The organism is Exiguobacterium sp. SH0S1 (assembly GCF_004337165.1).
Lineage (GTDB): Bacteria > Bacillota > Bacilli > Exiguobacteriales > Exiguobacteriaceae > Exiguobacterium > Exiguobacterium aurantiacum_A.
Genome location: NZ_SJVC01000001.1, coordinates 969,432 through 982,852 on the forward strand (window position 1 = coordinate 969,432; position 13,421 = coordinate 982,852).

Sequence of the window (13,421 nt, forward strand, 5' to 3'; positions counted from 1 at the left end):
ATCCAATTCGATCATGACGACAAAAGTTGGCGCTTTCTGAATCTGTCCGGCGTCCGTACCAACACATAAAAAACGTAGCCGGCATACGCCGACTACGTCTATATCGCGAATATATTATAAAACAGGTTGCATCGTTTTCAACAACACGTCTGCCGAATGGAGCATTTTCTGCTTCTCTTCTTCTGATAATTCGATTTCGACGACTTGACGCACGCCTTGGCGGTTGATGATTGCCGGCACACCGATATGAATATCGTTCAAGCCGTACTCTCCGTCCAAGTAGGCACCGACCGTGAGTAGCGTGTTCTCGTTACGGAGCACCGCTTTGACGAGACGAAGCAAGCCGAGACCGATCGCATAGTACGTCGCGCCTTTACGTTCGATGATGTGGTACGCAGCGTCACGAACGTTGACGTAGATGTCTTCAAGGTCTTCCCACGTATACTCGTCGTTCTCTTCGAGCAACTGTTCGACCGATTTGCCGTAAATCCGGGCGTTGCTCCATGCCGCGAACTCGGTATCGCCGTGCTCACCCATGATGTAAGCGTGGCAGTTGCGCGGATCGACGTTGAAGTAATCACCTAGCATGTAGCGGAGGCGTGACGTATCGAGTACAGTCCCTGATCCGAAGACGCGATGTTTCGGAAGACCCGAGTATTTCCAAGCCAAGTGTGTCATGATATCGACCGGGTTTGACGCGACGATGATAATACCGTCAAAGCCAGAGGCCATGATGTCAGTGATCATCGCTTTCATGATTTTCGCATTTTTCTCAACGAGGTCGAGACGTGTCTCACCTGGTTTTTGAGGAGCGCCGGCCGTGATGACGACGATATCTGCAGCACCGCAGTCCGTGTAATCTCCAGCCCAGACGCGCATCGGTGACGAAGCGAACGAGACGCCGTGGTTCAAGTCCATCGCTTCGCCTTCTGCCTTCGCCTTGTTGATGTCGATGATGACGAGTTCTTCACATAGGCTCGCTGTCGTCAATTGATACGCGAAGCTTGCACCGACCGCTCCGGCCCCGACGAGAGCGACCCGTGTTACTTTTGCATGATTTAATGTTTCCATGTTGTTTTTCCACCCTTCAAACAATCTGTTTCATGTTTTTGTTTTGTCTGTTACACCTAGATTGTAACATCATTCACAAACAGTCAATACAAGAGAAACCGTTTTCAGTTTGGCAATATTGTGACAAAATTCACATTCGTTTGAAACATCCTCATTCTCTGTACTACCCTTAGGCGAAAACAAGAAAACCAATCGCTGCCGCGGAGGCGATCGCCAAGAAATTAACGGCGTCGTTGCCGAGAAAGCGCCATCCAGATACATAGTCGGTCGCTTCACCGTGATGCAGCTTTTTCTCCGTCAGTTTTCGGCACGTCCGACAGCGATACTTACGTTGCACGGTCGCACCGAGCAACGTATCGACGACGCTGCCGCTCAGACCGAGCGCAATCAATAGAAATAGCGTGCCCATCGTTATGTTTAAGAACGGGAGCGATGCCAAGACGATGATCGTCGCGCCGGCGACGGACATGAGCGTACCGAACGGTGACACCCCACCGCTCGTCCCCGGTTCAACTTCACGCAATGTCAAAATAGAGCGCGGTCGGCGCGATGCGAGGACGCCGAACTCGGACCCCCACGTGTCACTCGTCGCCGCCGCGATTGAAACGACGTAAGCGAATAGCCACGCCTCGTTCGAAGTCATCGCCATTCCGACGGCGGTGAGCATAGCGATTCCTCCGTTCGCAAGCACTTGCACGAAGTCACGCGGTCCGGATTTTTCGACGATGTCATCGACCGACGCCTTGTCGCGGGCGCGATATTTTGAAGCGAGCGAGGACGTCGAAAAGAACACACCGAGCAAGTACAGCCCGAACCAGCCAAAACCAAACCCGATGACCGTCCCTGTCACGATCGTCAAGATCGCCCCAGAGAACGTCAACGACCGGAGACGATATCCGGCCAGTGCAACTAGACAAGTTACGAGGACGATTGAGAGCATCGAATCATTTCCCTTTCTGTCACGATCAGTTCGACAGGTATGTCGTGTGGTTCGATCGGTATTTCGTCGAGCACTTGTACGTCGTAGGCGAGCGCGATCGTCGCACCGTGATATGTCGCTAAGAAACGGTCGTAATAACCCCCGCCCCAACCGATCCGATATCCAGAACGGTCAAAGACACGGCCTGGGACGATACAGACATCGATGTCGAGGTCGGTTTCCGCGGTCGTCGGCTCGAGAATACCCATTACCCCCGGCTCGAGGTCGCTGAACGTCCTGATTTCGTGGAACGTGAGCCCCTGTTTCGTTACTTTCGGCACCAACACCGATTTTCCTGCTTTTAAAGCTGTATCGATGAGCGGACGCGTATTCACTTCAAGGTCGAGTGACAATGTGAGTGCGACCGTATACGCTTGTTGCCACTCAGGGAGCGACGCCACGGTATGTAGGATCGCTTCATCACGCCCGTCACGATCGGTGAGCACGCGAATATTCACATGAACCGCTTTTCGGAGCTCTTGTTTAGCTGTCATTTGTTATTCCTCCTATCGAAAAAAAAGGCCGCCACATGAGTGACGGCCGGTCTCAATTATTTCACTTCGCGGTAAAGCGTGTGACGACGGAGACGTGGGTTGTATTTGCGCAATTCGAGGCGCTCTGGGTTGTTACGTTTGTTTTTCTTCGTGATGTACGTGCGATCGCCTGTTTCTGTGCAAGCTAGTGTGATTTTAACGCGCATATCTTTCACTCCCATCTTACTAATGTTGTATCAAGTGCTTTTGCTTTACAGTCTAAGCATACTCAATTATCCTACCAAGTTTTTTTTGAAAAAGCAAGGTTATTTCACGTTCTTTTTCAAACGTTTCTGCCCGTACGGTGACGCGTCGAGCGGTAGGCACGTTTTTACGTTATCGCCGATCACATACCGCGTCGCGAGCTCCTCGATCGAGAGCTGTTCACCGACATAAACCGTATCAGCTTCCGAGAGGACGCCGTTCTCAATGCGATGGATCGCATCGAACAGGCCACCGTGCCCGTGCGGGTTGCGGGTCGTTTCAAATGACAACATAGTTGAGTATAACGGAACATCTAGTGACTTCGCAAGTGAACGTGCCGCTGGAATCGTCATCCAATCAAAATGATGGACCGCTTTGAAGTTGACCATCGTCTGTAACTGTTGGACGAGTTTCACGTAGGCGACGTTCTGAGCAGCGATTTGGTTCATGACATGCTCTAGAAACGGACTCGTGAGTGGGACCCGGTACACGTGCACGCGATTGTGGCGCTCGTATTCAGGCAATCCTTCACTGTGCGGCGTGAGGACGTAAACGGTCTCCCCGTCAGCCGCTCGTGCCTCGACTTCAGCGACGACGCGATGACCGAGGTCGCCCACTATATTGCCTGTATATTCTGGCGTGAGGACGAGAATGACCTCACCTTCTTCGCCACGCTCCTGCGTCACATAATAGTCGTGTGGAGATAGGAACGTATCGATATCAATATCCACGTCGTCTAAGAACGGATAGACCGTGTAGTGCTCGTCTAGCAAGCGATCCGATAGCTTGCCTTCGTAGAGCGCCGTCTCGAGTTCGGCAAACAGGCGGGTATGTTCGCGGAAACGTTCGGCGGCGTATTGCGCCGTCGTCTGGCCGTCCAAGATAAACGCCCAATCGCTCGAGACTGAGAGCACATAATGACGAATGAGCTGTCTCAAAGCCCGGTCGGCGAGTGGCGAGGTGTTCCGATAGTCGGCTACGTCTTTGACGAGTTGCGTCTCCATCGTGTGCAAATGTCTGAGCATCCATTCGTTGCGTTCGTTGATCCACACATCGCCGTAACCTTTCCGGCCCCACGTGTTCATCGAAACTTGTACTGTTTGCAGGTCTTGGAAATGACGCTCGAGGAAGAGTGCCGGCGTGATCGTCTCAATCCCGTATGCCTCTAGTCGCTCTGCGACTTGCCCTAAAAATTCAGGGCCCTCAAACCACCAATGGCCGAACAGTTCGGCGTCAAACGGTGCCGTGACGAGGAACGGCGGGAACGTTTGTCCACCGTGCGCTTCTAAATGCGCCGCGAGCGTCTCCGCGAAATCGGTCGCGTGATTATCGATTTGATGTTCGGCCCATCCGCGGACGTAAAAGTCTTTTTCGTCGCTGTCGCCCGTGATGCGATGCATCTTCAGACCTGTGTCGAAGCGGATGCCCTCTGGATGCATGAACGCTTGAATGTATTCCCAGTCCCGGTCGTAGGCGAGATCGCGATAAAACTCGCGATAGTCCGGATGCCCCGGATAACCGATCATCGAACTCCAAATCTTCCCGGAGATGATTTGATCACGTGGGAATAAAGCGACTCCGTGCGGCGAATAGACAGGCGCACCGATGCCTTTGTCCGGCGTCGGGTCGGCTTCGAGCAACGCGTGCTCATCGACGAACGTGTAGCGAATCCCTTCCTCATAGAGGATGCGGTCGACTCCTGGCGTATACGCACATTCCGGTAACCAAATGCCGGTCGGACGGAAGCCGTAATGCCGCTCGAAGCAGTTCAATCCAGTCCGAATCTCGGCCCGTGCCGCCTGATCGGTGAACAGATGCGGGTTGAAACCGTGTGTCGCCGTACATGTGACCATATCGATGAAGCCTTGCTCACGATATGTACGGAACGCATGGTTCAAATTTTTCTCCCAATGGAGGAACGTGTTCTTCAAGTCTTGATAACGGCGTTCGTAAAAATGAAGCGTCTCGACTTCTTGTTCGCTCCGACCCTCAGCCAGTTCGATTGAGATCAGTTCAAGCATCTCATCTAAATGCCCGAGATAGCGATCTTGGACGAGTGGGTCGGCGAGCATTTCGATGACGGGCGGAGAGATACTGACCGTCCAATGCAGGGGCCGTTGAAGTCGATCGACTTGCCACAGAATCGGGATGTATGTCTCGGAGATGGCTTCATATACCCAGCGTTCTTCTAGCCGGTGTTTCTCTTCATGCCTCACGTACGGAAGATGGGCATGTAGGACGAGTGAAAAATAACCTGGTTTCATAGTGTGTCCTCCTCAGCGTACGCAGCGGTATGCAGAATATTTTGGTAACGTATCGAGTAGTTCTGGTGACTCGACTTCACCGAATTGCCAACGTCTGACCGGCTCGGCAAAACGTCCGACTCCTGCCGGTTCGTTCCGCGGCGTATCAATCGGCATCGAGGCGACGAGCGGAAGAAATTCGCCTTCCATCGTCCGAATCCCGAATTCGAAGACGTACGTCGTGTTCGGGTCGAGCGGACGGACGAACCAGCTGTTCGTCATTTCCGGCAACTCGAACGTATAAGACCGGTTCGCATGACCAGATGTGTAATCGAGCAGGGTGATGTCTAAGATGCGGAACGCCTTCGGCAAATCTTCCCACGGGCGCATGAACTGCATCGTCAGCGTCTCTTTCACAGCGTCTGACACTTCCCAAAAAACATAGACCGCGTTCGGGGATTGAACGACCGCGTGCATGAGGTCGACATCGTAGCGGTCTGGAAGCTTCCAAAAACCGTCTGGACCTGTTTCAAGGAGCGGTGACTGCTTCGGCTCTTCGTGATGGAGTGTCGAGGCGACCTGCCCCACTGTTGGAGCTTCTTTCTCGTTTCGTTTCATTCTATCCTTCCCTTCATTAGAAGATTTTTTAGGAGCGGTTGTCGGCTTGGTGACCTCACCGTTCTGGGAACGCCATTTACGCCATGCGTACTGGACTTTTCCGACTGGCATGTCTAATTGTTCTGCAATCTGCTTTAACGTAAGCCCTTGTTGTTTCAAGGATACGATTTTTTCTTCCATTTATGTCTGGCTCCCTTCCAAAAAAAAATCCATATGCTCTACGTATTCGTTCTTTTTCAGTGAACTCCTGCACAAAAAAAAAGTAAAGAACAACAGACCTGTTGTTCTTTACCACTTTTATCACTGATTTAAATCATAATGCTTCCCTTTTTCGAGAAAAATCAAATGTTCCCCGAAATTGGTCACATGGTCGCCCATCCGTTCGAGATAGCGGGCGATGTTTGCAAACTCATAAACATCGTTCGTTCCGACCGTCATCGTCGGTAGACTTCCGATATATTGCTTGATCACCTGTAAGTTGAGATCATCGATGACTTTATCCATCTCATTCAACTCACGGACCCGGCTGGCTTCACCTTTACGATAGGCACGGGTTGCGAGTTCAAGCATATCGATCAACTGTTCGGCCATCTGCTTGAGCGGCTTAATGTCAAGCAAGTACGGGACGTGCTCGATTCGCGTCACGGCTTTGGCGATGTTCGTCGCGTAATCCGCGATCCGTTCAAGGTCGGTCGCGGACTTCATCGTCACGATCAAGCGACGAAGATCGGTCGCGACCGGTTGTTGTTTGGCAATCAAGAGAATCGCCTGGTCGTTGATTTCAAGTTCGAGGTCGTCTAGTTCGTTATCATTGTCGATTACCGTCTGGGCGAGCGTGAGGTCTCGTTTCTCAAGCACCTCGATTGCTGTCGCCGTTTGGCGCATCGTCAAGTTCGCCAGGCGAACGACTTTCTCTTCTAGTTCGTTTAATTTAACATCAAAAAATGCGCGATTTTGTGCCATAGTAATCTCCCCCTCTTAACCGAACCGGCCAGAAATGTAATCTTCAGTCCGCTTGTCAGTTGGATTCGAGAAGATTTTATCGGTTGCGTCGAACTCGACGACTTCCCCGTTCAAGAAGAACGCCGTCTTGTCAGACACACGTGCTGCCTGTTGCATGTTGTGCGTGACGATGATGATCGAATATTGTTCTTTCAACTCTTGGACGAGCTCTTCGACTTTAAGTGTCGAGATCGGGTCAAGCGCTGACGTCGGCTCGTCCATAAGAATAACGTCTGGTTCAATCGCAAGTGTCCGGGCGATACAAAGGCGCTGTTGCTGACCACCTGAGAGACCGTAGGCGTTCTCGTTCAAGCGATCTTTCACTTCCTCCCAGATTGCGGCGCCGCGTAGTGAGCGTTCGACGATCTCGTCGAGCACTTTTTTATTTTTGATCCCGTGCGTGCGCGGTCCGTACGCGACGTTGTCGTACACGGATTTCGGGAACGGGTTTGGCTGCTGGAACACCATCCCGACTGACGTGCGGAGATCTTCAACTCTATAGTCACGATCAAAGATGTTGCGGCCGTGGTAAAGAATCTCCCCGTTCGTCCGCACCGTCGGGACGAGTTCGACCATCCGGTTCAACGTCTTGATGAACGTCGACTTCCCACAACCAGACGGACCGATGATGGCCGTCACTTCGTTTTTCTTAATGTCGAGATTGACGTCGATCAATGCTTGATCGTCGCCGTACCATAAGTTCAAGTTGTTCACGACATAGGCGCTGTCTTTTTGCATCGCGGTCTCGTTCGGTTGGGTCGTCGTTGTATTCACGTTGTGATCTCCTTTAAGCTCTGTTTGTTTCATCATCTCGAGAGTCCTCCTCGTTTACTGCTGCGACTCAATGTCGATTTGTATACTTGTTGCGGATATAGATTGCGACCGAGTTCATCGTGATGAGCACTGTCATCAAGACGATGATACCGGCAGCGGCAAGGTTTTGGAATTCTGCTTGTGGACGGCTCGTCCAGTTGTAAATTTGGATTGGGAGCGCCGTAAAGTCTGAAAATACATTGTTCGGTGTCGTCGAGATGAACGTCGCCGCTCCGATCATGATGAGCGGTGCCGTCTCGCCGATGGCCCGGGATACGGCCAAGATGATCCCGGTGATGATCCCTGGAATAGCTGACGGTAAAACGACGTTGAACGTCGTCTGCCATTTCGAGGCACCCATAGCGAGCGACGCGTGACGTAGCTCCATCTTAACGGACCGTAACGCTTCTTGTGACGCGACGATGACGATCGGCAAACTCATCAGACCGAGCGTCAGCGCCCCAGTCATGACCGAGCTGCCAAGTCCGGCCGTCCGAACGAAGAACGTCAATCCGAGCAAACCGAACACGATCGACGGGACACCCGCCAAGTTCGAGATGTTCACTTCGATAAACGATGTGAGCCGGTTTTTCGGTGCGTACTCTTCCAAATAAATCGCGGCACCGACACCGACGATAAACACCATCGGCACGATTAGCATCATGAGCCAAAGCGTCCCGATCAAAGCCGGATAAAGACCGGCCTGTTCGGCACGGCGTGACGGGAAGTTGCGGAGGAAGTCGAGATTGACCCAGCCGCCACCTTTTGAGATCACGTCATAAATAAGCGTCGATAAGACAAGCAAGGCGAAGACGAGCCCCGCTAAAAAGATGTATTTAAATACTTCGTTCAATCGTAGGCGACTTTTAATCCGTCGCGATACGGTCTCATGGTCAATATAGTTCTTCGTATTCTTGAACTCACTGTTCGGCAAAGCCATATTAGTACTCCTCTCTGAAGCGGCGCGTCACCCAGTTCGCGAACAAGTTCATCACGAGCGTAAAGATGAATAGAAGCGCACCGACCGCATAGATACTATAGTATTCGATTGTCCCGTAACCAGCGTCACCTTTGGCGATCTGGACGATATACGCCGTCATCGTTTGGATCGCGTTGAGCGGGTTGAACTCGAAGTTCGGTTGCGACCCACCCGCGATCGTGACGATCATCGTCTCACCGATCGCTCGACTCATCCCGAGGACGATCGAAGCGATGATCCCTGAGAGCGCGGCCGGCATGACGACTTTGAGGGCGACCTCTAGACGTGTCGCACCGAGGCCGAGTGCCCCGTCACGAATCTTTTTCGGAACGGCACTCATCGCGTCTTCCGAAATCGACGCGATCATCGGGATGATCATGATGCCGACGACGATCCCTGGACTGAGGGCGTTATAAATCTTCAACCCCGGAATGAGCGACTGCAAGATCGGTGTGACGAATGACAAGGCGAAGAACCCGAAGACGATTGTCGGAACGCCGGCGAGGACTTCAAGGATCGGCTTGAGAATCGTCCGGGCCCGTTCAGACGCGTACTCGCTCAAATAAATGGCCGATGCGAGTCCGAGCGGCACCGCCACGATCATCGCGATGAGCGTGATTTGGAGTGTGCCCATGACGAGCGCCCAAACACCGAAACTCGGATCCGCACTGAGCGGGTACCATTCGGTCGAGCCGAGGAAGTCGCGTACCGGGACTTTTTCAAAGAACTTGAACAGTTCGAAACCGAGCGTCAAAGCAATCCCGATCGTCGTGACGACCGAGACAAATGCGCTCAAGAATAATAAGAACGGCATGACCTTATCAAACACGTTCGTCGTACTATATTTTTTTTGCTTATTCGCGTTAATCATCTCTCGAATCGAGAACTCATTTTTTGATTCGTTCATCTCGTTTATCGCTCCCTACCTCTTCATACTAGAAAGCATGGCGAGAAGGCGAGAGAGTCTCTCACCTTCTGCCATTTGCTCTATTTATTCACCAGCGAGTTCATCAATCAGTTTAGCGTTCTCATCGTAACTTGCTTGCTCCATCGCGACGTAGCCGACTTCTTCAGCAAGTGCTGCGGCATTTTCGTTCATAAAGCGTGCGAAGTTTACAACTTGCGGCTTTTCTTGCATCGATGCGTTGTTCACGTACGTGTAGATTGGACGTGACAGTGGATATTCGAACGATGTCACGTTCTCAGCTGTCGGCTCGACGCCGTCTACTTTCAACGCTTTCAACGTTCCTTCGTTTTCAATGTAGTACGCGTATCCGAAGAAGCCGATCGCGCCTTTCGTTCCGGCAACTCCCGTCACGAGGACGTTGTCGTCTTCTGACAACTGTGCATCTTGGCGAACGTCTGTATCTTCGAGAACTGCTTCGTTGAAGTAATCGAACGTACCTGAGTCTTTACCAGGTGAGAAGAATGAGATCTCTTCATCCGGCCAGTCCGAGCGGACGTCTTTCCATGTCTTCACGTTGCTGTCTGTCCACATCTTGTTAAGCTCATCCATCGTGATATCATCGGCCCAATCGTTCTCTGGATTGACGACAACCGCCAATCCGTCAAGTGCGACCGCGATTTCTGTGTATTCGACACCGTTCGCTTCAGCTTCGGCTGCTTCTTCTTCTTTGATTTCACGCGATGCGTTCGAGAAGTCTGTCTCACCGGTCACGAAACGTTTGAAGCCGCCGCCCGTTCCAGATACACCGACCGTTACTTCAACGTCTGGCTGTTCAGCTGAATACTCTTCAGCGACCGCTTCCATGATCGGGAATACGGTAGACGAACCGTCCATGACGACTTTACCTGAAAGTGCGTCCCCTTCGGCTCCGCCGTTTCCTTCTTCATTGTTTCCACACGCGGCACCGACGATGGCCACCGAAGTGATTGAAGCGAGTAAAGCTGATTTTTTCATCCAAGACATTTCTGACGTCCTCCTTGAGTTTGCTTTGATTTGTGTTGCGGGTCTGTTGTTTCGTCCTACAATTAACATCCTAATAAACTACTATTAACGATAAATAAACGGAACGTAAAAGAATTGTAAAGATAAAAAAAGAAGCCACCGAAGTGACTTCTTTACTGGAGCTGTGCTTGGACGTCTTCTAAATCAAAATATACTTTCATGATGTCATGGGCGACGCGCGTGTTGACGCCTTCCGCCTCAAGACCTGGCATGATGATCGCCCACGCGATCTCTGGGTCGTCGTATGGAGCCCAGCCGACGTGGTTCGAGTTGAGCGTCTTGATCGGCTCACCGTTCGCGTTTCGTTTCGCTTGGCCGTCCGGCCCTTCCGCGATCGCTTGCGCGGTCCCGGTCTTACCGGCCGCCGTCATCCCCGTCTGTTGGAGAATCCGTGACGTCCCGGTCTCGACCCCTTGACGGAAGCCTTGACGCGAACGCTGGATGAACTCGTCGCGGATGTCGACTTTGTTCAGCGCTTTCGGCTGGAACGTGCTGACGACTTGTTTGTTCATCTCATCGAGCGAGCCCGGTTCAATGATCTCTTTTAACAGATGCGGCTGCACGCGATATCCGCCGTTGGCAAGCGTCGACGTATATTGCGCGAGTTGGATCGGCGTATACGAGATGAACTGACCGATCGACATATCCATCAACAGTGTGACGCGGTCGGGCACGCTCCGGAAACCGATCGATTCGTAAGGAAGATCGATGCCCGTCTCGATCCCGAGTCCGAACTGTTTATAGTAGTGCTCCATCGTATTGAACGCTTCGGTGACGTTGTCACCGACGATTTGGCCGGTCGAATAATAATCGGCGAGCCTGAGCGCGATCTGGAACATGTAGATGTTCGACGACATGGCAAGCGCATCGAGGTCGTTGATGTTCCCCATGTTCCGGTAAGACGATTTGAGCGAAGACCCGATGCGGATCGGCGCGTCGTAAATGTATTCGCCCGGCTTGATGACTTCTTCTTCAAGTCCGAACGCGACGGTCGCCCCTTTGATCGTCGAGCCGATTTGGCTCGCCCGGAGAACGGTTCCTGTCGAGACGTCTTTAAACTCGTTCGTCTCAAGATCTAACTCTTGCCCAGACAAAGCGAGCAGCTCGCCCGTCTTCGGATTCATGACGACGACGAAAGCCCGGTCGAAGTGCGGACTCCCCGAACGCCCGGCACGGATCGCCTTCTTCAAGATCTCATCGACTTCTTTTTGGAATTCGATGTCCGTCGACAAGATGATATCTTTTCCGGGATTACCGCTCACGCGCGTAGGCTCACCGACCGGTTGGCCTTTATACGTCGTGAACACGTCATAAGCCGGGGTCCCGCGTAAAATATCTTCATACTGTTGCTCGAGATAAGACGTCCCGACCCGATCGTTCAACCCGTAGCCTTTCGCCTGATACGAGGCCCGTTGCTCGGCCGGGATTTGACGATAGCTTCCGAGGAAGCTTTGGAACGTTTCACCGAACGGATAGGCCCGCTGGTAATACGGTTCGACGCTGACGCCTGGCAACAGCTCCAAGTTTTCTTCGATCAAAGCCATCTCTTTCGGCGACGCGCCGATTTTGATGACTTGCGGGTCTAACGCGTACCCGCTCTCCATATTATGTTTGATAGCGATGATCTCTTCGGTCGCATCATCGAACGTGATCTCTGCTTGCGTGATTGAATCAAGCAGCAACTGATCGACTGCTTGGTTCGACAAGGCGGCCCGCTCTTCTTCCGGCAGCTCGGCGAGAAGCGATTGGACTCGTTCTTGCGAGCGCTCAGGATCGATGGCGATCCAATAGTCCTTGCGGTCCCGTTCGGTCACTTTGCGATCTTTCTCCGGAATGTCGACGATCTTAGCAAGTTTGACCGCAACATCGAGACGCTCCTCCGTTTTCGTCACTTGGGAGCGACGGTACATGACCGAATAGTTCGAGATTGTGTCGGCCAACACTTGACCGTTCCGATCGTAGATTTTGCCGCGAGGCACCTCGTACTTGATTTTGCTCGACTCGGTCTTTTGAACCTCTCGGGCGATCAACTCTCCGTTGACGATTTGGACGACGCCTAACCGAAAGATCAACGTCGCAAACAAAATGAAGACGATAAAAAACAATAAATTTAATCGTAACGGAAGGTGGTTACGCCGTTTTTTCGGCACTTTCACACGGTGTCTAGCCAATTCAGTTATCTCCTTCCACTTTCAGTTGCTTCTATATTATACTTTTCTGTATTTCTATTTTCAGACTCGATTTTTACTATATCATAATTTGTTTACAAATTAATGAAATGTAGAAAAAATCCCGAGATTCAACCGAATCTCGGGATCGTGTCATTATTTGGCGTCAGCGTAAAGCTTCGCGACGTAATCCCAGTCGATGACGTGGAAGAACGCTTGGATGTAGTCCGGGCGACGGTTTTGATAGTTCAAGTAGTACGCATGCTCCCAAACATCGAGTCCAAGGATCGGCGTGATGCCTTCCATGATCGGTGAATCTTGGTTCGGTGTCGACGTGACTTCGAGCTTGCCGCCTTTGACGACGAGCCAAGCCCAACCTGAACCGAAACGAGTTGTAGCGGCTTTCGTGAACTCATCTTTGAACGCGTCAAAGCTGCCGAACGCTTCGTCGATCGCCGTTGCGAGTTCGCCCGTTGGCGTCCCGTTCTCGTTTTTCTTCAACAACTTCCAGAAGAACGAGTGGTTCCAATGACCGCCGCCGTTGTTACGAACAGCTGTCTGAATGTCAGCAGGAAGCGAATCGAGTTTTTGGAGCAAGTCTTCAAGTGAAGAGTACTCTACGTCTTTTCCTTCGAGTGCATTGTTCACGTTCGTGACGTAAGCGTTGTGGTGTTTCGAATGGTGGATTTCCATCGTGCGTGCGTCAATGTGTGGTTCGAGTGCATCGTATGCGTAATCAAGTTGTGGTAATTCAAATTTAGCCATAACTAAAATCCCCCTTAAAATTGGTTTGAACAACGTTCGTTTTAAATGTAACAGATTTGTGACGGCTTACTCAATTG

Annotated in this window: 13 protein-coding genes; all 13 read right to left on the bottom strand. The window is 51.7% G+C overall.

Translation table 11 applies throughout. The features are described from left to right. Window positions 1-114 precede the first annotated feature (114 nt). Entirely contained in the window at window positions 115-1,071 is a 957-nt protein-coding gene (locus EVJ20_RS05010) for an L-lactate dehydrogenase (protein WP_131439899.1), read from the bottom strand. A 169-nt stretch (window positions 1,072-1,240) separates the two neighbouring features. After that, complete coding sequence (locus tag EVJ20_RS05015) at window positions 1,241-2,011, bottom strand: DUF92 domain-containing protein (RefSeq protein WP_070327028.1); 771 nt, start codon at window positions 2,009-2,011, stop codon at window positions 1,241-1,243. Then, a complete protein-coding gene (locus EVJ20_RS05020) occupies window positions 1,990-2,544 on the bottom strand; it encodes a 5-formyltetrahydrofolate cyclo-ligase (protein ID WP_131507204.1) in 555 nt (184 codons plus the stop codon). Before EVJ20_RS05020 ends, EVJ20_RS05015 begins: the two co-directional genes overlap by 22 nt. Before the next feature lie 56 nt (window positions 2,545-2,600). After that, a complete protein-coding gene (gene rpmG / locus EVJ20_RS05025; RefSeq protein WP_016510885.1) occupies window positions 2,601-2,765 on the bottom strand; it encodes a 50S ribosomal protein L33 in 165 nt (54 codons plus the stop codon). Window positions 2,766-2,849: 84 nt separating this feature from the next. Further along, complete coding sequence (locus EVJ20_RS05030) at window positions 2,850-5,051, bottom strand: 1,4-alpha-glucan branching protein domain-containing protein (protein ID WP_131463756.1); 2,202 nt, start codon at window positions 5,049-5,051, stop codon at window positions 2,850-2,852. Between the two features lie 12 nt (window positions 5,052-5,063). Next, window positions 5,064-5,828, bottom strand: a complete 765-nt coding sequence (locus EVJ20_RS05035) for a DUF4912 domain-containing protein (protein WP_131440104.1) — start codon at window positions 5,826-5,828, stop codon at window positions 5,064-5,066. A gap of 120 nt (window positions 5,829-5,948) precedes the next feature. Next, window positions 5,949-6,611 (bottom strand): phosphate signaling complex protein PhoU, encoded by a 663-nt coding sequence (gene phoU, locus EVJ20_RS05040; RefSeq protein WP_131463758.1) that lies wholly within the window; start codon window positions 6,609-6,611, stop codon window positions 5,949-5,951. 15 nt (window positions 6,612-6,626) lie between these two features. Further along, window positions 6,627-7,388 carry a phosphate ABC transporter ATP-binding protein PstB gene (pstB, locus tag EVJ20_RS05045; protein WP_233589588.1) on the bottom strand — a complete coding sequence of 254 codons (762 nt, stop codon included), beginning with the start codon at window positions 7,386-7,388 and terminating at the stop codon, window positions 6,627-6,629. Window positions 7,389-7,491: 103 nt separating this feature from the next. After that, window positions 7,492-8,403 carry a phosphate ABC transporter permease PstA gene (gene pstA / locus EVJ20_RS05050; protein WP_131463761.1) on the bottom strand — a complete coding sequence of 304 codons (912 nt, stop codon included), beginning with the start codon at window positions 8,401-8,403 and terminating at the stop codon, window positions 7,492-7,494. A gap of 1 nt (window position 8,404) precedes the next feature. Further along, window positions 8,405-9,349, bottom strand: coding sequence for a phosphate ABC transporter permease subunit PstC (gene pstC, locus EVJ20_RS05055; protein WP_131463763.1), 945 nt, complete (start codon window positions 9,347-9,349; stop codon window positions 8,405-8,407). A gap of 84 nt (window positions 9,350-9,433) precedes the next feature. Further along, on the bottom strand, window positions 9,434-10,372 hold the full coding sequence (locus EVJ20_RS05060) for a PstS family phosphate ABC transporter substrate-binding protein (RefSeq protein ID WP_131463765.1): 939 nt from the start codon (window positions 10,370-10,372) through the stop codon (window positions 9,434-9,436). 152 nt (window positions 10,373-10,524) lie between these two features. Continuing rightward, on the bottom strand, window positions 10,525-12,582 hold the full coding sequence (locus tag EVJ20_RS05065) for a peptidoglycan D,D-transpeptidase FtsI family protein (RefSeq protein WP_199749299.1): 2,058 nt from the start codon (window positions 12,580-12,582) through the stop codon (window positions 10,525-10,527). Window positions 12,583-12,735: 153 nt separating this feature from the next. Beyond that, the gene (locus EVJ20_RS05070) at window positions 12,736-13,344 is read right to left on the bottom strand and encodes a superoxide dismutase (protein ID WP_071397750.1); all 609 of its coding nucleotides are present in this window, start codon (window positions 13,342-13,344) and stop codon (window positions 12,736-12,738) included. Window positions 13,345-13,421: the final 77 nt, after the last annotated feature.